Below are 22,528 nucleotides of genomic sequence, written 5' to 3' on the forward strand. Positions count from 1 at the left end.
CGAGACGATGAACAAGGCACAAGGCGCGATGAGCTACGACGAACTGCGCGGCGCCATTGCGCAGCGGCACCGGGCGCTGTCCGGCCGGCTGCAGCAGATCGCGGAGTTCGTGCTCGATCACCCGACCGATGTCGCGCTCGGCACCGTGGCGGAGGTGGCGCAGCGCTCGGGCGTGCCGCCGTCAGCGATCGTTCGCTTCGCCCATGCGCTCGGCTTCGGCGGCTTCACCGAGATGCAGCAGGTGTTCCGCTCCCGCCTCGTCGCCGGCGTCGCGCCAAGCTACAAGGCGCGGCTCGCCCGCATGAAGAGCGAGGAGAAATCGGTGCTCGGCCGCCAGCCGGCCGCGGTGCTGTCGCGCTTCGTCTCGGAAGCGCAATCGGCACTGGTGACGCTGAGCCAGTCCGTGCATGCGCGCGAGCTCGACGCCGCGACCGCGATCCTCGCCAAGGCGCGCGACATCTATCTGCTCGGCCTCGGCGGCTCGTTTCCGGTTGCGACCCACCTCGCCTACGTGCTGCGCAAGCTCGGACGTCGCGTCGTCCTGCTCGATGGCACGGGCGGCAGCATCCACGAGCAGTCGCATGCCGCGACCACGGAGGACGCGCTGGTCGCGATCAGCTTCCGGAACTACTATCCGGATACGGCGCGGCTGTTTCCCGAACTCGTTGCGCGCGGCGTGCCCACGATCTCCATCACCGACAGTCTCTTGAGCCCGATCGTCGAAGGCGCGAGCGTCGTGTTCGAGATCCAGGACATGCCCGAGCCGGCGCTGCGCACGCTGGTCGCGCCGATGTGCCTCGTGCAGGCGATGGCGATCGGGCTCGATCTCGCGGCAGACTGACATTCACAACAGGAGAAGATCATGGCGGCACATGACGGGAAAATATTGTCGGGACAGGTGGCGCTGGTGACCGGCGCGGGACGCGGGCTCGGACGCGCCTTTGCGGAGAAGCTCGCCGCGCTCGGTGCCGATGTCGCCATCCATGGCATGCGCGAGAACGGGCCGGCGGAATATGGCGAGGGCACCACCCTCACCGCGGTGGCGGCAGAGATCGGCCAACAATTCGGCGTCCGCAGCCAGCGCGTGCTCGGCGATCTCACCAGGGGCGATGACATCGCGCGCGTGATCACCGAGACGGAAGCCGCCCTCGGCCCGATCGACATCCTCGTGCACAATGCCGGCGGCGATATCGCAGCCGCCGGCGGCAAGCCCGACCCGAACGACGCGGTGAACATCAAGGAGGCCGACGTGCGCGCGGTGCTGGAGCGCAATCTGCTCTCGACCATCCTGACCTGCCAGGCGGTCGCGAAGGGAATGATGGAGCGGCGGCGCGGCCGCATCGTCACGCTCGGTTCGGTCGCCGCGTTCAAGGGCCGCACGCAGGGCTCGATCTATGCGGTGTCGAAAGCCGGCGTGACTCACTACACACGATGCCTGGCCGACCAGCTCCGCGCTTACGACATCGCCGTCAACTGCATCGCACCCGGCGATACCCGCACCGGCCGTTTCCTCGGCACGCGCGCGGTGGACCCCGACCGGATGGTCGAGACCGGCACGCTCGACCGCATCGCGACCGTCGATGAGGTCGCGCGCGTCGTCGAGTTCTTTGCCGGTCCCATGGGCGCCTTCGACTCGGGCCAGGTGCTCAGGATCGACGGCGGCGGACAATGCTGGCCGGGCTGAAGCAGAAAAGAAAAGGGCCGCTGCAAGAGCGGCCCTTTGAGATCATCGCGAATTGACCGAGATCACTCGACCCGCGCCAGCACCGCGAGCTTGCGGATGCCCTTGTTGCGGTAGGCGTCGAGGAATGCGTAATAATCCTTGAACGACACGCAGCCGTTGGAATCGCCGTTCGGCCCGAGCATGAAGGTGTGGGCGAGCAGGCCGTCGCGGCCGTAGATCGCGCTCTCGCCGCCGATCGGCGTCAGGCGCAGCGCCGGCACGCCATGGAACAGCGCTTCGCGCGGCTTCAGCGTGTAGATGTGCGGCGGAGTCACGCCGCGCATGCGGACCCGCGAGGAGCGCGGATCGTCGAGATTGGAGCCGAGGCCGGAATGCGCCTCGAGCTTGGTGCCGTCGGGCAGGTAAACCGTCTTGGCGGTGATGTCGTAGACCGCGGTGTCGCGCTCATAGGGCGCCGAACCGCCGAGCATGGGGTTCTGCTCCCGCGGCGCGATGGACGCGGTCACGCTGGCATCAGCCGAGGCATAGGCCAGCAGCCCGCCGGACGGCTCGCGCTTGCCCCAGAGCTTCTCGACCATCGACTGGCGCGGACCGGTGATCGACATCACCGCGGCCTTGGCGCGATCGGCAAACGATTTCGGCTTCGCCTCGGGCGCCGGCACGATCTCGGCCGGATCGGCCGAAGCCAGCTGCATCTGCGCATCCGGCGCGCGCTTGGCCTTGTCCGCAGTCTTGTCGGCAATCTTGGCCGGCGCCGCCGGCTTCAGCGCTTCCGCGACCTTCGCGATCACGCTCTGCTTGGGGGCGTCCTTGGCGACGGCGACCTGGGTTGCGGGCGCGGCGCTCGCCGCATTCGAGGCAACGCCCTGGGTCGCGGCCGCGGCAAAGCGCTCGTTGAACATCTCGCGCGAGATCGGGGCTGCGACCTGGAGCCGGTCGGGCAGCAGCGCAAAGGTGTCCCTGATGGCCTCGTCGGCCTCACGCAGCGCCACCCTGGGCGCGCGCTTGATCACGGGCTCGTCGTAACCAATGCTGCCGACGGTCGGATAGACGCTGGCGCCGAAAACGTTGCTGTAGATGGTCCAGCCGGCGCCCATCACGACGCAGCCGATCGCCGCGGCGCCCAGCCAGTTGGTGGTGGTCATTTTCCGGGAAGGCTTCCGAAGTGAATTCTTGGACTTCCGTGCCGCGTTACTCTGCGCAGCGATACTCGTACTCATTCGCCTTGCGTCCAGGACGGTGTCACTCAGTCCCCCTTCGAAGTGCCGCTGGTCACGATCCGGGAACAGCATCTCGCAGGAGGTCGGAGCGTCATTAAGGCGACTTTTAGTTAAATGCAGATTAAGTTCGGGCAGATGTGAGGCACCGCGTTAGCGCTGTCCCATTTCGAGAAAAAAGCCCGCAGAACTACTGACTTAGGAGCGTCTGTTAACCATAATTCTCGGCCGGTTCGGCGCGTTCGACGGACGTCACAGGCCGCCTCTCTAAGGCCATCCAACCAAGTCGTTTTCGTGGTCTTCAATACCCGGACAATAGCGGGGAAGCGTTGCGCGAGGCTGGTGCGCACAGCGCCCTTCTCCAGCGGGTGTCAGCAGGGTGGCGGCACAGCCCGTCCCACATCACACATCGCGCACAGAGCGCTCACGCGGCACGGCGCCCTGACCGAAAGTTGATCGCGTCGGACTGGAAAAGACCACACCGAGGAAATAGCTCCCAGAGTGGCACTTTTCAGCAGCCTCTGCGTGTGATACGGTACCGTATCAACATCGCTTTGAACTGTGCCAAGCACGCAAACGGAGGCTGGCATGAGAGGGATCGCGGGCGCCGGTATTTTCGCTCTGGCGTGGTTGTTTCAGCTGATCGGGCCTGCGAATGCACAGCCGGTTGCCAATGTCGGCTGCAGGGCATCGGCATCGGCCGCGGGCACGCAAGTCTGGCGTTGCGACAACGGCATCACCATCGTCGCGGAAAACGGCGCCAGATTTGAACTTAAGGACGCCAACCGCGACGGACATATTGACTCCGTGGAGTTGAGCAGCAAGGCGCTGCTGATCGAGGTGCCCAAGAAGCCCGGCGGCAATCCCTTCAAGGTGCTGACGCCGCAGGCGATCGCCGCAGTGCGCGGGACCAAATGGGCCGTCGATGTCGCTGAGGCCAAGACCGCGGTCTTCGTTGCGGACGGCCGTGTCGGTGTGAGCCGCAGGGCTCGTGGACGCGGCGTCGTGCTCGGACCGGGCCAAGGCGTCGATGTCGAGGCAACCGGCCCGTTGACCGTCAAGACCTGGGGCCAGCCGCGCGTCGACGCGCTGATGGCAAGACTGGGTCAATAAGGCCTGGACAATTAAGGCCCGCGCAGCAACGCCCGGGCGACAAAGAAGATTGCAGTACGTAATGACTAGACGCGTTCAGATCCTGGTGGCACTCGTCCTCACCGCGCTGTGGGGTGCCGGCATCTATGCCGGCCACGCCAACGGTCATCTGCGCTTTCTCGATCGGCTCGAGGCGACGCTGACGGATTGGCGGACGCAGGTCCGCGGCGTGCAGGTTCCGCCCGATCTCGTCACCATCGTCGCGATCGACGACACCGTCGTGAAGCGCGGCGGCAGCTATCCGCTGCCGCGCGCCGATCTAGCGCGCGTCGTCGACACCATCGTGCAGTTCAAACCGAAGGTCGTCGGGATCGACCTGCTGCTGGTCGACCGCAGCGCGGCGATCGGCGATGCGACGCTGGCCAACACGCTCGCAACCGGTCCCATGGTGCTCGCCGCCGCGGCGATCTTCCCCGCCGCCAGCGAGACCGTGGAGCCGGGCGCCCAAGGTCCCCTCGCCGCGCTGCCACAGGCCGAGCGCTTCCTGCTGCCTCTGCCCGCCTTCGCCGATCACGCCGAGGTCGGAGTCGTCAACGTCGCGACGGGGCAGTCGGGCTCGCCGCTTTCGGTGCCGATGCTGTTCCGGACCAGCGACAAGGTCGAGCTGTCGTTTCCCTTGCGCGTCGCGACGCGCGCGCTCGACAAGCCGCTGACGATCGCGCCCGATCATCTCATGCTCGGCGACCGCGCGGTGCCGACCGACTCCGACTTCGCGCTGCCGATCACCTATTACGGCCCGCGCCGGACCATCCGCACCGTCAGCGCTCAGAGCATTTTCGACGGCACGCTCAATCGCGCGGCGATCGAGAACCGCATCGTCGTGATCGGCGCTTCGGTCTCCGGCGGCGGCGACTTCTATCCGACGCCGTTCGATTCCCTGATGCCCGGCGTCGAGGTGGTCTCGACCGCGATCACCCATCTCGTCGCCGGCGACGGCATCGTGCGCGACCGCAAGGTCCACATCGCCGACGCGCTCACCGCGATCCTGCTGCCGATGCTGCTGGTGGGCCTGCTCGCCTGGCGGCGCAGCGCGCCTGGCATCATCGCGGCTGCCGCGGTGATGATCGCCTGGGCCGGTCTCAACCTGTTCGCCTTCACGCACGGCGTCTGGCTCAACGCTGCGACCACGCTCGCCGCGGCGGTGCCGCCGGTGATGGTCTTTGCCGGCGTGCAATTGTGGGCGGGAGGCCGCCGCACGCAATATCTCGCCGCCAAGAGCCGATCGCTCGCGCAATTCCAGGCACCGGCGGTGCAGGAATGGCTGGCGCGCGATCCCAATTTCCTGTCCAAGCCGGTCCGGCAGGACGCAGCAGTCGTCTTCATCGATCTCTCCGGTTTCACGACGCTCAGCGAACGGATCGATCCGGATGAGCTGCAGCATCTGCTGAGGGCATTTCACGCGCTGATCGACAAGGCCGCGGTCGACAGCGGCGGCATGATCACCGGCTTCCTCGGCGACGGCGCCATGATCCTGTTCGGCCTGCCGGGTGCAATGCCCGACGACGGCGCGCGCGCGCTGCAATGCTCGATCGACCTGTATCGCAGCGTCGATCGCTGGATCGCTTCGCTGCCGCCCGCCCTCCGCGGCCAGCTCGGTTTCAAGATCGGTGCGCATTTCGGCCCGATCGTCGCCTCCCGCCTCGGCGAAAGCCACCAGCACATCACGGCGACGGGCGACACGGTCAACGTCGCCAACCGCTTGATGGAGGTTGCCGCCCAGAACTGTGCGCGGCTCGCGCTCAGCGATACGCTGCTGGATGCGGCCGACTTCCACGGCGCTCCCGACGGCATTCTGTCAGGTCCCCTGCTCACCCAGGTCCGCGGCCGCTCCGGCGTCGTGACCGTCTGGTTCTGGCGCGACCAGAACGGGCCGGGTCAGCCCGCGACGAAGGCCGAGATGATCGACTGATTTTTGGGGCCGCCTATCGCACTTCCGGCGGCGGCGAGCGGTCGAGCACGTCGCCCTTGGCGCCTTCGAGCAGATCAATGCCGTAGGTCTCGACCACGAGCGGCCCGCGCTTGCGCTGCAATTGGGCAATTTGCGTCACCTTCGCGAAGAGCTCGTCGAGGGCGGGATGGCCGTCCGGGCGCAGCTCGTCGACAGAGATCAACTTGCCGGCAAGCAGCATTGGATCGGGCTCGGGCATGTTGACCCAGCGGATGCGCTGGTTCTGCTGCAGCACGCAGGTGCCGCGCGGCAGATAGAAGGCGAGCCAGCCCGTGGTGCCGTAGTCCTGCGCCAGCACGCAGGTCGCGCCACTGCGCGCGCGCACCGCTTCGATCTCGGCGGCGAGCTCGCGCCAGCCGACGCCGACGCTGCGCACCGTCGCGTCGCGGCGATAGCCCGACAGCCAGCCGGTGTTGGCCTGCACGATCAGCGCCGCAAACATCACGATGCCCACGGGCGCGGCCCAGCGCAGGCAGAAATCCGCGAGACGCCGCGCGCGTGGTTGCCACTGCACGAAATTGGCGGCGGCAGCCGCGGCAACGATGAAGGGCGGATAGACCGGCGCGAACCAGTTGGCCTCGACGCGAGCATGCAGCGAATGCCAGACGAAATAGACGACGATGGTCCAGAACAGCGTCTCGATCAGCACACGCGAGGCCAGTGCGCCGGCCCGGCGCCAGGTCAGCGCGTGCAGGCCCATCGCGCCGAGGATAAAGACGAGCGGCGTTGCGAAGGCGATCTGGGTCGGGATCAACTCGGCGATGAAGACCGGACGGAAGTCCTCGATCTTCGCCCGCCCAAGCTGCTTCACGAACGAGACCCATTGATGATCCGCATTCCACAGGATCACCGGCGAGAACAGCGCGAACGCAACGAGGCCGCCGAGATAGGGCCAGGGCGAGAGGAACCAGTGCCGCAGTTTCGGCACGGAAGCGAGCCAGATCAGGATCGCGGCGCCAAAGAACATCGCGGTGTATTTCGACAGCAGCGCCGCGCCGACCGCCGCGCCGACCGCGAGCCACCAAGCGCCGCGGCCGGTCTCCAACACCTTGGCGAGGAAGAACAGCACGAAGCTGGAGGCAACCAGCAGCGGCGCATCGGGCGTGACGATCAGCGTGCCGATCGAGGCCATCATGGTCACGTTGAGCAGGATGGCACTGGTCGCAGCGACGCGCACACCGCCGAACAGGATGGCGGCGGAGCGATAGATCGCGTAGCTCATCGGCAGCGCGAGCAGGATCGAGAACACGCGGACGCCGAACTCGGTGTCGCCGGCGATCATGGTGCCGGCGCGGATCACATAGGCGACCATCGGCGGGTGGTCGTAATACCCCCCGGCGAGGTTCTTCGACCACATCCAGTAATAGGCCTCGTCGAAGGTGATCGGCGTGAACGCGGCTGCGACCAGCCGCAAGCCGACCAGCGCGACGATCACCAGCGCGGTATTGCGGACAATCCGCGCGTCAGCCCCGCCCATGTCGAGCTATTTCTTGCGCCAGACGAACAGTCCGGACATCGCGTAGTTCCACACCACGCCCATCAGCGCGCCGGCCATGCCGGCCAGCCACCAGATCGGCTCCTGGTCGTAGACCGAGAAGGCGACGCCGACATTGGCGAGCAGGCCGACGCTGCACACGATGTAGAAGGCGATCAGGCCGCGCAGCAGCGCAAAGCCCTTCAGTCGCTGGTCGCGATAGGTGAGGAAGTTGTTGAGGACGAAGTTGCTGGTCATGGCGACGACGGCACCTGCGGCCTGCGCCTCCGCGAACGGCGCCTTGAACAGCTGAAGGGCGATGAACAGCGTCGTCAGATGCACCACGAGGCCGATGCCGCCGACCATCGCGAACAGGATGAAGCGAAGCGAGACCGCATCGTTGGTGAACTTGGCCAGCACCAGGCCGAGAAAATCCAGCGCGACCATGGAATCGAGCTTGCTCTCGCCGTGCTGGCGCTGACCGAACGTGTAGGGAATTTCGACGGCTCGCAAGCCACCGTTCGCGCTCGCGACGAGGTCGAGCAGGATCTTGAAGCCGTGCACCGAGAGCTTCGGCGCGAGCTCCTCGAAACGGTCGCGGCGAACCATGAAAAAGCCGCTCATGGGATCGGCGATCTCGACCCGCAGCACCTTCTTTGCGACCTCGGTCGCCAGCGCGCTAGCTCCGGCGCGCTGCTTGTTGAAGCCTTCGCTCTTGTAGCCCTCGATGTAGCGGCTGCCGACGACGAGGTCGGCCTGGTCGCTTGCGAGCAGCAGCAGCATCTTCGGCAGTTGCGTCTCGTCGTGCTGGAGGTCGGCATCGATCACGGCCACATAGGGCGCGCTGGAGGCCAGGATGCCCTCGATGCAGGCGCCCGACAGGCCGCGGCGGCCGATGCGGCGGACACAGCGCACGCGGTTGTCGCGCTGCGCCAGCGCGCGCACGACATCCCAGGTGCCGTCGGGCGAATTGTCGTCGACGAACACGACTTCCCAGGCGACGTTGGCGAGCGTCGCCTCCAGCCGCCGGTACAGCACCGTGACGTTGTCGCGCTCGTTGAACGTCGGGACGATGACCGACAGTTCCGGCGCCTCTTGAGCCTGCGGGGGAGTGCCGGAGCCCGGTCTGATCGCTTCATTCATGACGGCAGCGTATATCCGCCGCGTCCCGCGCTGCCAAGACGTTGCGCTGCCAAGATCTACCGAGCCGGGGGTCTGTGGGGAAAGGCCCAAAAAGGGCCCAAAAATGCCAACGACCCCGGAACGGCGGACTGCGCGTACATCCGGCGCAAGCCCAAGCTATTCCAAGGTCGTTCCAGCGCCGGAGGTTTCGCTCAACGTCGCCGTTATAAACTAAATAGGAACGGTAAAACCGCTTCGCAAGGGGGCGTAGCGGCCCTTTTTCAGATCCTTGCTAGTTCGGGACTTCCTTGATCACCGGCCCACGCGGCGCGGGGGCGGCCGGGACAGCGGGCGCTGCCGCCGGAGCCGGCTCGGCCTTTGCCGGCCTGGGCGGCTTGCCGTACTGGCCGATCGGCCCCAATACGACGGCGACCGCAAGCACGACCGCCGCGACGATCGCGCCCAGAATGCCACCCAGCGACTCAGACGACATGGAAGCCCATCCCTGTTCCAGATGCCTCCAGTGATACCATGGATGCGCGCGGAGCTGGAAGAGCCCCCCGCGGAGGGACGAATAGCGAATGGCTCATCGCGAACGAGGAGCGCCGGCTTACGTGCCCTATTCGCGATGGGCCATTCGCCACGGCCCTACTTTGCGGGCGGCCTGTGCTTGACGAACGCCGTCACGATGTCCTTCTGCGCCGACTCGACCGCCCTGTTCGCGGTGGCGAGATGGGCGCCGGCATCGATGTTCGGATATTGCGTGGTGAGATAGTCGAGCAACGCCACCCGGTAATATTGCCGCTCCGACGGACAGGCGCCCGCGACCGAGCGGCCGAAATCCTGTTCCGACATTCCCTGATTGGAGTCGCGCGAGTATTCCCGCGCCAGGCAATGCCAGTAATCGTCGCGGCCCTGCATGGCGAGCTTCTGGGCGCCCTTGGCGTCGTCGTCATCGTCGGCCATGGCAGAACAAGTCATGGCAGCAGATGTCATCATGACGAGCGCCGCCCCCACCATCAGCATCCGCATTCTTGTTCTCCTTTTTGCGCGGGTCCAGCTGCGAGCTTAGACGGGACAGCGCAACTGGCCAATCACATCTGGTTTGATTAGGATGAGGTCCCTCCCCGTCGATGCGAGACCCTCCCGTGGCCAAAGCAAAAACCGCGTCCAAAAAATCCGGCAACATCTTCATCGGCGTCGGCGGCTGGACCTTCGAGCCCTGGCGCGGCGTGTTCTACCCGGAGAAGCTCACGCAGGCCAAGGAGTTGTCCTATGCTGCCTCGAAGCTGACCTCGATCGAGATCAACGGCACCTATTACGGCTCACAGAAGCCGGAGAGCTTTCGCAAATGGGCCAGCGAAGTGCCCGATGGTTTCGTGTTCTCGGTGAAGGGACCGCGCTTCGCCACCAACCGCCGCGTACTCGCCGAGGCCGGCGATTCCATCAAGCGGTTCTATGATTCCGGCGTGCTGGAACTCGGCGACCATCTCGGACCGGTGCTGTGGCAGTTCGCGCCGACGAAAAAGTTCGACGGCGCCGATTTCGGCAAGTTCCTGGAGCTGCTGCCGCGCAAGCTCGAGGGGCGCGCGCTGCGCCATGTCGTCGAGGTCCGCCACGACAGCTTTTGCGCGCCGGACTTCGTCGCGCTGATCCGCGAGTTCGAGACGCCTGTCGTGTTCGCAGAGCACGGCAAATATCCGGCGATCGCCGACGTCGCCGGCGATTTCGTCTATGCACGGCTCCAGAAGGGCAATGACGAGATCAAGACCTGCTATCCGCCGAAGCAGCTCGATGCCTGGGCCAAGCGCTTTCAGGACTGGGCCGAGGGGAGTGAACCCGACGATCTGCCGAAGGTCGACAAAGCCAAGCCGAAGAAGGAGCCGCGCGACGTGTTCGCCTATGTCATCCACGAGGGCAAGGTGCGCGCACCGGCCGGCGCCATGGAACTGATCGCGCGGGTGAGCTGAGGATGGTTCATGGCAAAGGCGAAAAAGCTCTTCACCATCGGTTATGAACAGACGCCGCCCAAGGCGGTGCTCGACGAGTTGGAAAAGGCCGGCGTCAAGCTCGTGGTCGACGTGCGCGCTGTGACGTCATCGCGCCGGCCCGGCTTTTCGAAGAAGCAGTTGTCCGCGGGACTCGATGAGCGCGGCATCGCCTATGTCCATCTCGCCGCGCTCGGCACGCCGAAGGAGGGCCGGCTCGCTGCGCGCAGCGGCCAATACGATGTGCTGGAGAAGATCTATTCAAAGCACCTGAAGACGCCGCAGGCCAGGGAAGAGATGGACGAGCTCTCGGCACTGGTGATGAAGGCCGGCCCGGTCTGCCTGCTCTGCTACGAGCGAGATCACACCCATTGCCACCGCCAGATGATCGCGGAGATCATCGAGGAGCGCGATGGCGTGGCGGTGAGGAATTTGGCGGGGCGGCAGGTGTAGCGGCCTTCGGGCGGGGAGCACGACTTTAACCGTAGCCGTCATCCTGAGGTGGCCGCTTCTTCAGCGGCCCTCGAAGGACGACGGCGCGCCCCGATGCAGCATCTCGGCCGTGCATCCTTCGAGGCTGGCAAGGGCTCGCACCTCAGGATGACGGATCTGGCGTGAGCTCGTCTGGGCATGTGGAGAGAGTTCACCCCTCACCCGCCAGCTCGAACGTCCCCTCCATCATCTGCACGCAATGGCCGCCGACATAGGCATCGAGAAGGGCCCCGCCCTCCTTTTCCACTGTCGTCCGCAGGATGCTCGGCCGGCCCATGTCAAAACCCTGGCCGATGGTGAGCTTCAGCTCGCCGTCGCGAAGCGGATCGAGCGTGGCGAGCAGCGCGGCCGCGGCGACCGTTGCGCTGCCGGTGGCGGGATCCTCGGCGAAACCGCTGGTACCGCGCATGAACATCCGCGCCTGGAGGTCGCAAGGCGCCTGCGCCGCCGGGATATCGCGCGTGTAGAAATAGATCGAGAACGCGCCATCGCGCGGCAGTGTCCGGCCGAACGCCGCAGCGTCGGGCGTTGCCCGCCGAAGCGCGTCGCGCGAATGCAATTCCGCGACCACGAACGGCGTGCCGACGCCGACGACTTCCGGCACATGGCGATCGGTCCTGACGTCATCCGCGCTCAATGACAGGCACGCGGCGATCTCGGCGGCGGACAGCTTTGCAAGACGCGCCAGCGGCTGCGGCGCAGTCAGTTCGGCACCGACGACCTTGCCCTGCTCCCGCCAGATCTCGACCGGCACGATTCCGGCTTTCTCTTCGAACAACAATCGCGGCCAGGGCTCATTGCTGCGCCGGGCCAGCACGAAAGCGGTGCCGACATTGGGATGACCCGCGAAGGGAAGCTCCCTCACCGGCGTGAAGATGCGGACCTCCGCGTCGTGGCCGGGGTTGCGCGGCGGCAGCACGAAGGTCGTCTCGGAATAGTTGAACTCGGTCGCGATCGCCTGCATCTGCTGCGTCGTGAGCCCGTCGGCGTCGAGCACCACGGCGAGCTGGTTGCCGCCGAAGGCGCGGTCGGTGAACACGTCGACGGTGATGTAGCGGCGCTGCATCGCTCATTTCCTTTTCACGCAAATCGCAGCCGCGCTCGGCTGCCTCGCCGGCACTCTACAAGCCGGCGACATCGCTCGTCATGCCCCAAAATTGAGTGCAATCGGAGCAATCGCGGAAGACGATTCAGAAGCGGAAGAGTGAACGTGGCGATGCGAGCACTTGCGCACGCTCGGCTGGATCGGTGATCAGCGTGTCGAGAAACCGGCGGTTCCACTCGTAGCTCTGCGACACCTCGAACTGCGTGTGCGGCCAGTCGCTACCCCACAGCAGACGATCAAGACCGTAAGCACTACGCAGCAGCGGATAGGTTTCCTTCGCAAAGCTCTCGCCAGCCGCGCCGTTGCGATACGGCGCCGAGATCTTCACCCAGACGTTCTTCGTCGCCCCTAACTTCAGTACCGACTGAAAGCCGGGATCGGCGACGCCGAGCTTTGGATCCGGCAGCGCGTAGTGATCGAGCACGACAGTGACGCCGTGATCGAGCAGCTGCGGCGCGAGCACAGCGAGATCGGCCGCGTTGCGCTGGATCTCAACCTGCCAGCCGAGGGCCTTTAGATCCGCCAGCAGCGCTTTCCATTCGCTGGCCGAGAGATCAGGCAAGGGCTGGCCGACGAGATTGAGACGAATGCCGACGACGCCGGCGCGATCGAGCGCGCGAAGTTCGTCCGCGGTCACGGAAGGATCGACCACCGCGATGCCACGCAGGCGTCCGCCGGCCGTCTTCAGGCTCTCGACCAGATAGGAATTGTCGGTGCCGAGAAAGCTCGGCTGCACCAACACGCCATTGCTCATGCCATTGCGGTCGAGCTGCTCCAGATACAGCGCCAGCGGCGCATCGTAATCGGGGGCATAGCGCCGGCCGGGCGCGAGCCTGAGGCCGCGGTGGAAGACATGGGCATGGGTATCGATCGTCGGCAAGCTGGTCTCACTCTTCGCTCGGCTCGCGGCGGCCGCGGCCGACACGAGAGATACAAGGCCTGCGCCGAATTGGCGGCGCGTCAGGCCGCGCTCGCGGGACATCATGGTGACTGCTCCCCATCCGGCGTCAGGCGCGCGTCGCGGCGGCTTGTTCAAAAACCTTGCCGCGGGTCTCGGGCAGCAGCACCACCGCGATCAGCACCAGCGAATAGGCAAAGGCCGCATCGATGCCGATCGCCGGTCCGAGCCCGATATGGTCGCTGAGATAGCCCACGAGGAAGGGGAACGCGGCGGAGACGATGCGGCCGAAATTGTAGCAGAAGCCGACACCGGTGCCGCGCACGCCGGCCGGATAGAGTTCGCTGAACAGCGCCGCCATGCTGGCGGGAATGCCGGCGGAGAAGAAGCCGAGCGGAAAGCCGAGCACCAGCATCTCGCCATTGGTCAGCGGCGCAAAGATGTAGATCAGCACGGTGACGATGCAGGCGCTGGCGAAGAAGGCGACGTTGGCCCTGCGGCCGATACGGTCGCTGATGATGCCGCTGGCGACGCAGCCGCAGAAGAAGGCGACGATGATCACGGCGAGGTAACCGCTGGAGCCCAGCACCGACAACTGCCGCACTTCGCGCAGGAATGTCGGCAGGAACGTGGTCAGGGCCGCGTAGCCGCCGTGGGCGCCGATGCCGAACAGGCCTCCGATCAGCGTCGAGCGCAGCACGTCGCGATGGAAGATGCCCGAGAGCGTGGCGAAGAACGGCGTCTTGTCGGCTGCGACCGCGCGCGGCGGCTCCTTCAAGCCGCGGCGGATGAAGATGATGAGGAGCGCGGGCAACAGCCCCAGCGCAAACAGCAGCCGCCAGGCGATGTCGGCGGGTGCGTACGTGAACACGAGGGCCGAGAGCAGCACCGCTGCGCCCCACCCCACGGCCCAGGCGCTCTGCACCGAGCCCAGCGCCTTGCCGCGATGCTCGGGGCGGATGATCTCGGCCATCAGCACCGCGCCGCAGGCCCATTCGGCGCCGAAACCGAGGCCCTGGATCGCCTTCAGGATCAGGAGCTGGGTGTAGGTCATCGCGAACGCGCTGGCGAAAGTGGCGAGCGCAAAGGTCGCAACAGTAATCTGAAGCGCCTTGACGCGACCGAAACGGTCACCGAGCGCGCCGCCGATCCAGCCGCCGAACGCGCCGAAGAACAGCGTGATCGAGCCGAGCAGACCCGCATCGGCCTTGCTGATGCCGAAGGCGGCGATCAGCGCGGGGATGGCAAGGCCGAACATCTGGACGTCGAGCGCATCAAGCGCCCAGCCGCCAAAGCTTGCCCAGAACGTGCGCCGCTCCAGCGGAGAGCTTTCGCTGTACCAGTTTGACATTATTCCTACCCTTGTACTCGTTATTGCTTGATGTCGTTGAAAAGCCGCTCTCACCTGATCTCGGCGTGGTAGCGGAACCGGTCAGCCGGCCCGCGCGACCTGCGCCATTCGATCGGCCGCCGTTCCAGATCGAGCGCAAGGCGCTCGATCACGATCAATGGCGCGTGCGCTTCGAGGCGCAGCAGGCGCGCCTGCATCTCGTTGGCGGTTTCGACCGTCAGGATTTCCTCGGCCGACACCACCACCTCCCCGCAGCGCTCCTCGTAGAGCGGATAAAGCAGGTCGCCGAATTCGGCGGTGTCGATCTCCAGGATCGGCGCGAAGCGCGATTGCTGGAGCCAGATTTCTTCGGCGAGCAGCGGCACATAGTCGATCAGGCGCAGACGCGACAGGCTGATCACGGGCTCCCCGACAGGGATGCGCAGCGCCGATGCAACGGCCGAATTCGCCGCAACGCTCTTGCGCCGGATGATGCGGCTCTTCGGCACGCGCCGCTCGCCGCTCTCGGACTGGAAGCGGAAGAAGCGGAATAGCGAGGAGTTGAAGCGCGCCCGGCGCACGAAGGTGCCGCGGCCCTGCTGGCGCTCCAGCACGGCATCCGCAACGAGCTGATCGATCGCTTTGCGCACGGTGCCGATCGCAACGCCGTAATGCGTCGCAAGCTCGGCCTCCGACGGGATCGGCTCGCCCGGCCGCCATTCATTGCGGTTGATCCGCGCGGCGAGGTCGTCGCGCAGGCGCTGGTAGCGTGGCAGGCGGTCGTCGTGCGGAGCTGCATTCATATAGTCATATAGATGACTAGATGAGATAGGAGTCAAGAACTACCAGGGTACCGTAATTGCGAGACCGGCGACGCGAGGTCGGGCCGGCGGACGTTGCCAACCCGACCTCGCCTTGCGTGTTAATTCGCTGCCTTCGGCGTGCAGGGCGGTTGCTTGTAGGGCGCAGAGGCAAACGCGCCCTGTGCCGGGGCCCTCACGCAATCCGCAGCCGCCTGAGCCGGGGCGCGCCGCGGGGCGACGTCGCGAGCGGCTGCGGCCTGGGTTTGATAGACGGCGGCGGCGATCAGGGCGGCCGAGACAAGGGTCAATCGGGTCATGGGTTCTCTCCGCGTGGCAAACGGAAGCCGAGAGGTTTCGGCGTCCTGACAACATGAGCGGAAATCGCCGCGAGATATTGCATCACGCGCCTTCAACGAAACGCGAGCAACCTCACCCCAGTTGAAACACCGCCACCTTGTGCTCGTAGCCGCGAACCGCGACCTCGCCGAGCGCGACGGCGTCCTCACCGTCGTCGCCGAGCGCTTCGCGGACGGACTCGGAGATCAGGAGCTGCGAGCCAAACTCCTTATTGAGTGCCTCCAGCCGCGAGGCGAAGTTCACGGTGTCGCCGATCACCGTGTACTCCTTGCGCCGGGGCGAGCCGATATTGCCGGCAACGACCTCGCCGAAATGGATGCCGATGCCGATCTGCAGCTGCCAGCTCGTTTGCGCGTTGATACGGTCCATCGCGGCCAGCATCTCGCGGCCTGCGGCAACCGCGCGGTGCGCGGCGTCGGAGGCCTCCAGCGGCGCGCCGAACAGGGCGAGGAAGCCATCGCCCAAAAACTTGTTCACGATGCCGCCCTGACGATCGAGGATGTCGACCAGCACGGCGAACGCGCCGTCGAGCCGGTCAACCACCTCCTGCGGGGTGCGCAACCGCGCGCCGGCGGTGAAGCCGCGGAAATCGACGAACATCACCGCGACGCGGCGAAGGTCGCCGCCCGCGCTGGGTCCCGCCGCCATCAGCCGCTCCACCACCTGCGGCGAGACATGCTGGCCGAACAGGTTCGTCACCCGGTCGCGCGCGGTGGCCGCCACAATGCTCGCGGCAAATTGCCGCCGCAACCGCGCGCCGACGGCGCCCGCGAGCACGCCGCAAATCAGGATGATGGTGCTGCGCACCACGTGAAAGTAGATCAGGGGCTCGCCGGCGTCGTTGGCCGAATTGTAATACAGCGCGACGGCCAAGAGTTCGGCTGCGGCCACAAATCCAGTGAAGGTGGACAGCCAGAAATCGAGCCGCAGCGTCGAAAGAATGACGAAAATGAAATAGACCAGTGGCAGCACGAAACCGAGCGCCTGGCTCGCGCCCATGCTGCGAATCTGCAGGATCAGAATGATCGTCGGCAGCGACGTTTCGATGAGAGCGCCGATATAGCGCCTGATCACCGGCAGGTCGCGATCGAGCTTGAGGTTTCGCCTGATCTGCCTGTAGACCCAAACCTCGAAGAGGATGAAGCCCGTCAAGAGGATGTATTCGTGGACGAGGCCCTCCGTCCCGCGCCAGACCCGATTCACGACAGCAGGGTCGATCAGGTAGGTTGCGGTGAGGAACAAGATGATGACGCAGCCGGTGATGATCAGTGTCCGCACGCGCAACAGCTCGGTGCGCAGCACCTCCCGCGTCAGCTCGCGCTCGAAATCCTCCGATAGCACGGCGTGTTGCCGGGTCTTCCTGCTGGCAAACCTGACCATTCCACCCCTCGATTCCGGGGCATTCTGCCTCAATCCAGCGTGCGGCGGAAGCGCGTCACCGCGATGGTCATGGCGACCAGCATCAGGATCGCCAGCGCCAGCGCGTCGAAGCGCAAATTCTGCATGGTCGCGCCCTTCAGCATGATGGCGCGGACGATCCGCAAGTAGTGGGTCAGCGGCAGGCATTCACCGAGATATTGCGCCCAGACCGGCATGCCGGCGAACGGGAACATGAATCCGGAGAGCAGAATGCTCGGCAGGAAGAACATCATGGCCATCTGCATGGCCTGGAGCTGGTTCTGCACCACCGTCGAGATGGTGTAGCCAATTGATAGATTTGTAGCGATGAACAAGGTCGACAGCAGCGCGAGCAGGAACAGATTGCCGAGCAAGGGCACGCCGAACACGCCGACGCCGATGCCGATGATGAGGAAGGCCTGAAGGAAGCCGACCAGTACATAAGGCACGATCTTGCCGAACATCACCTCGACCGGCTTGATCGGCATCGACAGCAGGCTCTCCATGGTGCCGCGCTCGACCTCGCGGGTGACCGAGAGCGCGGTGAAGATCAGCATGGTCATGGTGAGGATGGTGCCAACGAGGCCCGGCACGATATTGAGGCTGGACGACGCGGCCGGATTGTAGCGCGCATGCGCGCGGATCTCGAACGGCATCTCGGGCGGATTGCCGATATAGAGATCGTGCGCAAGCGCGGTCTGCACGACCATGCCGAGCGAGCCGAGCGCAGCGCTGGCCGCAACGGGATCGGTGGCGTCGGCCGCAACCAGCAGCGCCGGCCGGTCGCCGCGCCGCACCGCCCGCTCGAAGCCGCGCGGAATCTCGACGCCGAACAGCACCTTGCCCGATTTCAGCAGGTTGTCGAAATCGTCGACGTCGTGCACCTCGTAGATGAAGCGGAAATAGGCGGTGTTCTCCAGCGCCTTCAACACCGAGCGGGCAAGATCCGAGTCCTCCTGGAGCAGCACCGCGCTCGGCAGATTGTGCGGCGTGGTGTTGATGGCATAGCCGAACAGCAGTAGCTGCATCACCGGCAGCATCACGATCATCGCGAACGAGACGCGGTCGCGCTTGAGCTGGATGAACTCCTTGACCAGCATCGCGTAGGAGCGCTTCCAGAAGCCGAAGCGCTCGCGGATCTCGTGCGCGGGTGCGGGATGATCGGCGGCGCTCATTGGAAATTGTCCTTGGAACGGCTCATCAATTCGATGAACACGTCTTCGAGCGAGGGCGATGATTTGTGCCAGTGCAGGCCGCCCTTCTCGCGCCACGGCGCGATGCTGGCCTCGAGCGCGGCGACGTCGCGCCCGGAAACGTGCAGCGAAGTGCCGAACGGTGCCACCATGTCCACACCGGGCTTGCCGGTGAGCGCGGCCGTGAGCCCGTTGAGCTCCTCGCCCGTCACGGTGTAGGTCGTCAGGGCGGAATTCGCGATCACCTCCTCGACCGTGCCGTGCGCCAGGAGATGGCCGTAGGCGATGTAGGCGATCTCGTGGCAGCGCTCGGCCTCGTCCATGTAGTGGGTCGAGACCAGGACGGTGAGGCCGTCGGCCGCGAGCGCATGGATCTCGTTCCAGAAATCGCGCCGCGCCTTGGGATCGACGCCGGCGGTCGGCTCGTCCAGCAGCAGCAGTTTCGGACTGGGCAGCGTGCAGGCCCCGAGCGCGAGCCGCTGCTTCCAGCCGCCGGAGAGCTCGCCCGCGAGCTGCTCCTCACGCCCCGACAGCCCGAGCCGCTTGATCATGTCGCGCGCAGCGCCGCGTGCGTCAGTGAGGCCATAGAGCCGCGCGACGAATTCGAGGTTCTCGCGCACCGAGAGGTCCTGGTACAGGCTGAAGCGCTGGGTCATGTAGCCGACCTGGCGCTTGATCTTTTCGGCATCGCGCCGGATGTCGTAGCCGAGGCAGGTACCCTCGCCGCTGTCGGGCGTGAGCAGGCCGCAGAGGATGCGGATGGTGGTGGTCTTGCCCGAGCCGTTCGGCCCGAGGAAGCCGTAGATCGAACCGCGCTTCACCTGCATCGACAGATCGTGCACGACCTCGCGGCCGCCAAACGACTTGGTCAGACCCTTGACGTCGATTGCGATGCCGTTGCCGCCGCTCATCGCTTGTCCGCCACCGGCGTTTTTGGATTGAGATAGACGTCGATCGGCTGTCCGACCCGCAGGGCATCGGGCCGCGAGGGCCGCGCCTGGATCAAATAGACCAGCTTGTTGCGCTCATCGAGGCTGTAGATGACAGGCGGAGTGTATTCGGCCGAGGTCGCGATGAAATAGATCTTTGCGGTGAGATCCGCCGCGCAATTGTCGCAAGAGATGCGCACCGCGTCGCCGATCGTAAGTTTCGGCAACTCGGTCTCGGGCACGAAGAAGCGCAGCTTCATGTTGCCGGGCGGCATGATCGAGAGCACCGGCCGCTGCGCCGCCACCATCTCGCCCTCGCGGAAATAGATCTGCTGGATGGTGCCGGCAACGGGCGCAAAGCCCCTGCGCCGCGCCATTCGCGTCTCCGACGTCGCGACCCGCGCTTCGGCGACACGCAAGGACGACACCGCGGAATCGAGATTGGCCTGCGTGCCGGACCCGGTCTTGTTCAGCGAGGCCGCGCGATCATAGGTCTGCTGCGCGTTGGCCAGTGTCGCCTTGTTCTGGTTGAGGTCGGCAAGCTGGAGATCGTCGTCGACGGAATAGAGGGCATCGCCGACCTTCACCTCGTCGCCCTCGCGGACATTGAGCTTCGTCACCCGGCCCGCTTCGTCCGGGCTGACGAAGATCATGTCGGCCTCGACCCAACCCTGAAATCCGGGATCGCGCTTGTCCTTGCAACCGGCAAGGCCGGCTACCAGCACGGCGGCCAATGCAAGTGCAAAAAATGTTCGTGACGACCTCATGTCGTCCTCCGTTCGCCAAAAATCAAATCGAGATGGACGCGCAGCATGTCCTGGGCGTCGAGTGGCGCGTGCCGCGCAAACAGGCTCTGCCAGATCACCGCGATCATCGCGGGTGCGACCAGGATCTGCGGATAGCGCGCGAGGTTCTTCTCGCGGATCTCGCCGCGGGCAATGCCGAGCTCGATCAGCGCGCGCATGCCGGCGATCCCGCGCGAGACGACCTCGCGATAGTAGAAATCGGCGACGGACGGAAAGCGCGGCCCTTCCGCCACGATCAATCGCACGAGATCGCCGCGCGGCGTGCCGATCACCTCCTTGAGGAAGTTGCCGGCAAAGGCCTCGATGAGATCGCGTACCGAGCCCGTCGGCGGCGGCAGCGCATTCAGCTTGGCCACGACCGGCACGATCACCGTGCGCACCAGCTCCTCGAACATCGATTCCTTGTCCTTGAAGTGCAGGTAGATCGTGCCCTTGGCCACGCCCGCCCGCTTGGCGATGTCGTCGAGCCGCGTCGCGGCAAAGCCGCGCGCGATGAACTCCTCCATCGCCGCTTCCACGATGGCCGACCGACGCTCGGCCGCACGCGTGGCGCGGTTCGAAGCGGGCGCAGCGTCGGCGGGCGCACGCCCCTTCGCATCGGCGCGAGCTGCGGTTGGCGTGGCTGCTTTGGTTGGCTTCTTTGTCATTCTCTATTTATGACTGACTGGTCAGTCATAGTCAAGGCAATGATCCATCCCTACACAAGCCAACAAATTAGCATTGACTAATGCATTAGCGACTGCTAATCGAATGCTCATGATCGAAGCCGCCCCAAATCCCGTCACCACCGTGATGCGTGCCCTCGCCGATCCGACCCGCCGCGCCGTGTTCGAGCGCGTATTCGAGAGCAAGGAGATCAGCGTCGCCGAGCTCACCCGCGGCAGCGGCGTGACGCAGGGCGCGATCTCGCAGCACCTGAAGTCGCTGAAGCAGGCCGGCCTCGTCGCCGAGCGCGCCGAGGGCCGCAACGTCTATTACCGCGCCGCGCCGCAAGGGCTCGAGCCGCTGGTCACCTGGATGGACCATTACGGCGTGTTCTGGCGCGAGCGCTTCCAGAATCTGCGTGACCTCTTGAAGGAGATCGATCCGTGAGTGCAGCCGAGTTCAAAGCCGAGACAAAAGAAGTCGTCCAAGACATTGTTTTGGAGGAGGTCTTCCCTCACGCGCCCGAGACGATCTGGAAGACGCTGACTAGCGCCCAGTTGATCGCGCGCTGGCTGATGCAGCCGACCGGCTTCGAAGCCGTCGAAGGCAAGGCCTTCACCTTCCAGACCACGCCGGGCGGCAACTGGGACGGCGTGATCCATTGCCGGGTTCTGGAAGTCGTACCGAACCGGCGCCTCGTCTATGCCTGGAAGGGCGGCGACGAACGCAACACCGGCTACGGCGCGCCGCTCGACACCGTCGTGACGTGGTCCCTCACCCCGGTCGAAGCCGGCACGCGGATCCGCTTGGTGCATGCGGGCTTCGTCATGCCCAGGAATGAGTCGGCCTACACGGTCATGACCGGCGGCTGGAAGAAGGTTGTCCGCCAGCTCGACGAGATCAGCGGCGAGAAGTGAGTGGGAGATATCTCGATGACCAGGCCATTTACCGGCGGCTGCGCCTGCGGCGCGATCCGCTATTCGATTCTCGGTGAGCCGCTGTTCAGCAATCACTGCCAGTGCCGGGATTGCCAGCGCGAAAGCGGTAGCGGCCACGGCTCGTACATGACCTTCGCACGCGCCGGCGTCACGGTGACGGGCGAGGCGAAGCACTGGGACATGGTCGGCGACAGCGGCAACGTGAAGACGCGCAGTTTCTGCGCGCAGTGCGGCTTGCCAGTCTACATGACCTTTGCGGCGATGCCCGACATCTTCACCATCCGCGCCGCGAGCCTCGACGATCCCGCCCGCTACAAGCCGCAGGTGGTCACTTACACAGCGCGCGGGCATGATTGGGATCGTCTCGATCCAGACCTGCCGAAGTTTGCGGGGATGCCGCCGGGGTGAGGCGGCTGTATTTGGAGTGTCGAAGTCTCGGCATCGTCACGGCCGGACTGTCCCGAATGTCATTCCTGACGCCATGCTCCGGTCCGCGCATCGCGCGGTACCCGGCGCATCGTCAATGACAGTAGGCGGATTATCCCTTGGCGTCGCAGGCCCAGGCGCGGATCACGCATTCCTTGCCACCGTATTTGTAGCACTCGCGCGTGGCGGCGTTGAGCGAGTCCGAGATCTTCGGCTTCACGGCATAGCCATAGGCGCCGCACGGGTTGGCCATATCGACCGACATCGCGGCGCAAGCGCGCTTCATGGTCACGGTCGTGCAGTCGCCCTTGCACTGCTTCTGCGCCGCGGCACGGGCCTCGCGCTCGGCGCCGTAATCAAAAGCCTGACCATAGGCCCCGCACTTGCCGACCGCGAACGCACCGGCAGCATGCGCATCCGTGATGTAGCGAGCGCCGGCGACACAAACCGACAGTGCAAAGAAAAACATCGCGCAACGGCGCGCGACGACATTCGAAGCCATGGAAAAACCCCTCCCCCCAAGGCAGGTGGAAGAGACTCTAAGCGGTGGTCGTTTCCATACGGTGAACGAGGGGTGAAATCGGCGCCTTGGGAGGTGCCGTAGGGTGGATTAGCGAAACGCA

At 65.4% G+C, this 22,528-nt stretch carries 25 protein-coding genes; 9 read left to right on the forward strand and 16 right to left on the reverse strand.

Going from position 1 to position 22,528, the window contains the following annotated elements; all coding sequences use genetic code 11:
* Nucleotides 1-7 precede the first annotated feature (7 nt).
* Entirely contained in the window at nt 8-841 is an 834-nt protein-coding gene (locus AB7008_RS32305) for a MurR/RpiR family transcriptional regulator (protein ID WP_028147416.1), read from the forward strand.
* Between the two features lie 21 nt (nt 842-862).
* On the forward strand, nt 863-1,684 hold the full coding sequence (locus AB7008_RS32310; RefSeq protein ID WP_441260107.1) for an SDR family NAD(P)-dependent oxidoreductase: 822 nt from the start codon (nt 863-865) through the stop codon (nt 1,682-1,684).
* Between the two features lie 62 nt (nt 1,685-1,746).
* Here the strand turns inward: AB7008_RS32310 and AB7008_RS32315 are convergent, their stop codons facing one another.
* The gene (locus AB7008_RS32315; protein WP_304490433.1) at nt 1,747-2,829 is read right to left on the reverse strand and encodes a DUF2778 domain-containing protein; all 1,083 of its coding nucleotides are present in this window, start codon (nt 2,827-2,829) and stop codon (nt 1,747-1,749) included.
* A gap of 660 nt (nt 2,830-3,489) precedes the next feature.
* Between AB7008_RS32315 and AB7008_RS32320 the strand changes: the two genes are divergently transcribed.
* Nucleotides 3,490-4,014, forward strand: coding sequence for a FecR domain-containing protein (locus AB7008_RS32320; RefSeq protein WP_304490434.1), 525 nt, complete (start codon nt 3,490-3,492; stop codon nt 4,012-4,014).
* A 61-nt stretch (nt 4,015-4,075) separates the two neighbouring features.
* Nucleotides 4,076-5,962, forward strand: a complete 1,887-nt coding sequence (locus AB7008_RS32325; RefSeq protein WP_041954917.1) for a CHASE2 domain-containing protein — start codon at nt 4,076-4,078, stop codon at nt 5,960-5,962.
* A gap of 13 nt (nt 5,963-5,975) precedes the next feature.
* On the opposite strand, the gene AB7008_RS32330 is transcribed toward AB7008_RS32325, so the two are convergent.
* The 4 genes from AB7008_RS32330 to AB7008_RS32345 form a co-directional block, all read right to left on the reverse strand.
* Entirely contained in the window at nt 5,976-7,478 is a 1,503-nt protein-coding gene (locus AB7008_RS32330) for a glycosyltransferase family 39 protein (RefSeq protein ID WP_441260108.1), read from the reverse strand.
* A gap of 6 nt (nt 7,479-7,484) precedes the next feature.
* Complete coding sequence (locus AB7008_RS32335) at nt 7,485-8,618, reverse strand: glycosyltransferase family 2 protein (RefSeq protein ID WP_014494220.1); 1,134 nt, start codon at nt 8,616-8,618, stop codon at nt 7,485-7,487.
* 271 nt (nt 8,619-8,889) lie between these two features.
* On the reverse strand, nt 8,890-9,090 hold the full coding sequence (locus tag AB7008_RS32340) for a hypothetical protein (protein WP_014494219.1): 201 nt from the start codon (nt 9,088-9,090) through the stop codon (nt 8,890-8,892).
* Nucleotides 9,091-9,245: 155 nt separating this feature from the next.
* Complete coding sequence (locus tag AB7008_RS32345; protein ID WP_028158487.1) at nt 9,246-9,629, reverse strand: hypothetical protein; 384 nt, start codon at nt 9,627-9,629, stop codon at nt 9,246-9,248.
* 101 nt (nt 9,630-9,730) lie between these two features.
* Here AB7008_RS32345 and AB7008_RS32350 point away from each other — a divergent pair, with 101 nt between their 5' ends.
* Entirely contained in the window at nt 9,731-10,567 is an 837-nt protein-coding gene (locus tag AB7008_RS32350) for a DUF72 domain-containing protein (RefSeq protein WP_014494217.1), read from the forward strand.
* A 9-nt stretch (nt 10,568-10,576) separates the two neighbouring features.
* Nucleotides 10,577-11,038 carry a DUF488 domain-containing protein gene (locus AB7008_RS32355; RefSeq protein WP_028158485.1) on the forward strand — a complete coding sequence of 154 codons (462 nt, stop codon included), beginning with the start codon at nt 10,577-10,579 and terminating at the stop codon, nt 11,036-11,038.
* 190 nt (nt 11,039-11,228) lie between these two features.
* Here the strand turns inward: AB7008_RS32355 and AB7008_RS32360 are convergent, their stop codons facing one another.
* The 10 genes from AB7008_RS32360 to AB7008_RS32405 form a co-directional block, all read right to left on the reverse strand.
* On the reverse strand, nt 11,229-12,143 hold the full coding sequence (locus tag AB7008_RS32360) for a PhzF family phenazine biosynthesis protein (protein ID WP_441260109.1): 915 nt from the start codon (nt 12,141-12,143) through the stop codon (nt 11,229-11,231).
* A gap of 124 nt (nt 12,144-12,267) precedes the next feature.
* Nucleotides 12,268-13,167: an amidohydrolase family protein gene (locus AB7008_RS32365; protein WP_304490439.1), complete on the reverse strand. Its 900-nt coding sequence runs from the start codon at nt 13,165-13,167 to the stop codon at nt 12,268-12,270.
* A 22-nt stretch (nt 13,168-13,189) separates the two neighbouring features.
* Complete coding sequence (locus tag AB7008_RS32370) at nt 13,190-14,431, reverse strand: MFS transporter (protein ID WP_248878596.1); 1,242 nt, start codon at nt 14,429-14,431, stop codon at nt 13,190-13,192.
* 50 nt (nt 14,432-14,481) lie between these two features.
* Nucleotides 14,482-15,213 carry a GntR family transcriptional regulator gene (locus AB7008_RS32375; RefSeq protein ID WP_441260110.1) on the reverse strand — a complete coding sequence of 244 codons (732 nt, stop codon included), beginning with the start codon at nt 15,211-15,213 and terminating at the stop codon, nt 14,482-14,484.
* Nucleotides 15,214-15,332: 119 nt separating this feature from the next.
* Nucleotides 15,333-15,530: a hypothetical protein gene (locus AB7008_RS32380; protein WP_028158480.1), complete on the reverse strand. Its 198-nt coding sequence runs from the start codon at nt 15,528-15,530 to the stop codon at nt 15,333-15,335.
* 112 nt (nt 15,531-15,642) lie between these two features.
* On the reverse strand, nt 15,643-16,950 hold the full coding sequence (locus tag AB7008_RS32385; RefSeq protein WP_028158479.1) for an adenylate/guanylate cyclase domain-containing protein: 1,308 nt from the start codon (nt 16,948-16,950) through the stop codon (nt 15,643-15,645).
* Between the two features lie 29 nt (nt 16,951-16,979).
* Entirely contained in the window at nt 16,980-18,143 is a 1,164-nt protein-coding gene (locus AB7008_RS32390) for an ABC transporter permease (RefSeq protein ID WP_304490441.1), read from the reverse strand.
* The gene (locus tag AB7008_RS32395; protein WP_304490442.1) at nt 18,140-19,072 is read right to left on the reverse strand and encodes an ABC transporter ATP-binding protein; all 933 of its coding nucleotides are present in this window, start codon (nt 19,070-19,072) and stop codon (nt 18,140-18,142) included. The genes AB7008_RS32390 and AB7008_RS32395 overlap by 4 nt, the downstream gene beginning before the upstream one ends.
* Entirely contained in the window at nt 19,069-19,857 is a 789-nt protein-coding gene (locus AB7008_RS32400; protein ID WP_304490443.1) for an HlyD family secretion protein, read from the reverse strand. Before AB7008_RS32400 ends, AB7008_RS32395 begins: the two co-directional genes overlap by 4 nt.
* Entirely contained in the window at nt 19,854-20,543 is a 690-nt protein-coding gene (locus AB7008_RS32405) for a TetR/AcrR family transcriptional regulator (RefSeq protein WP_152620919.1), read from the reverse strand. The genes AB7008_RS32400 and AB7008_RS32405 overlap by 4 nt, the downstream gene beginning before the upstream one ends.
* A 109-nt stretch (nt 20,544-20,652) precedes the next feature.
* Between AB7008_RS32405 and AB7008_RS32410 the strand changes: the two genes are divergently transcribed.
* Genes AB7008_RS32410 through AB7008_RS32420 form a run of 3 tightly spaced genes read left to right on the forward strand, consistent with a single transcriptional unit; the run spans nt 20,653 to nt 21,887 of the window.
* Entirely contained in the window at nt 20,653-20,988 is a 336-nt protein-coding gene (locus AB7008_RS32410; protein WP_011088398.1) for an ArsR/SmtB family transcription factor, read from the forward strand.
* The gene (locus tag AB7008_RS32415) at nt 20,985-21,458 is read left to right on the forward strand and encodes an SRPBCC family protein (protein WP_441260111.1); all 474 of its coding nucleotides are present in this window, start codon (nt 20,985-20,987) and stop codon (nt 21,456-21,458) included. The genes AB7008_RS32410 and AB7008_RS32415 overlap by 4 nt, the downstream gene beginning before the upstream one ends.
* Before the next feature lie 15 nt (nt 21,459-21,473).
* The gene (locus AB7008_RS32420) at nt 21,474-21,887 is read left to right on the forward strand and encodes a GFA family protein (protein WP_441260112.1); all 414 of its coding nucleotides are present in this window, start codon (nt 21,474-21,476) and stop codon (nt 21,885-21,887) included.
* A gap of 130 nt (nt 21,888-22,017) precedes the next feature.
* On the opposite strand, the gene AB7008_RS32425 is transcribed toward AB7008_RS32420, so the two are convergent.
* Nucleotides 22,018-22,407, reverse strand: coding sequence for a DUF4189 domain-containing protein (locus AB7008_RS32425; RefSeq protein WP_441260113.1), 390 nt, complete (start codon nt 22,405-22,407; stop codon nt 22,018-22,020).
* Nucleotides 22,408-22,528: the final 121 nt, after the last annotated feature.

Origin of the sequence: Bradyrhizobium sp. 521_C7_N1_3, from assembly GCF_052075975.1 — a bacterium.
Taxonomy (GTDB): domain Bacteria; phylum Pseudomonadota; class Alphaproteobacteria; order Rhizobiales; family Xanthobacteraceae; genus Bradyrhizobium; species Bradyrhizobium japonicum.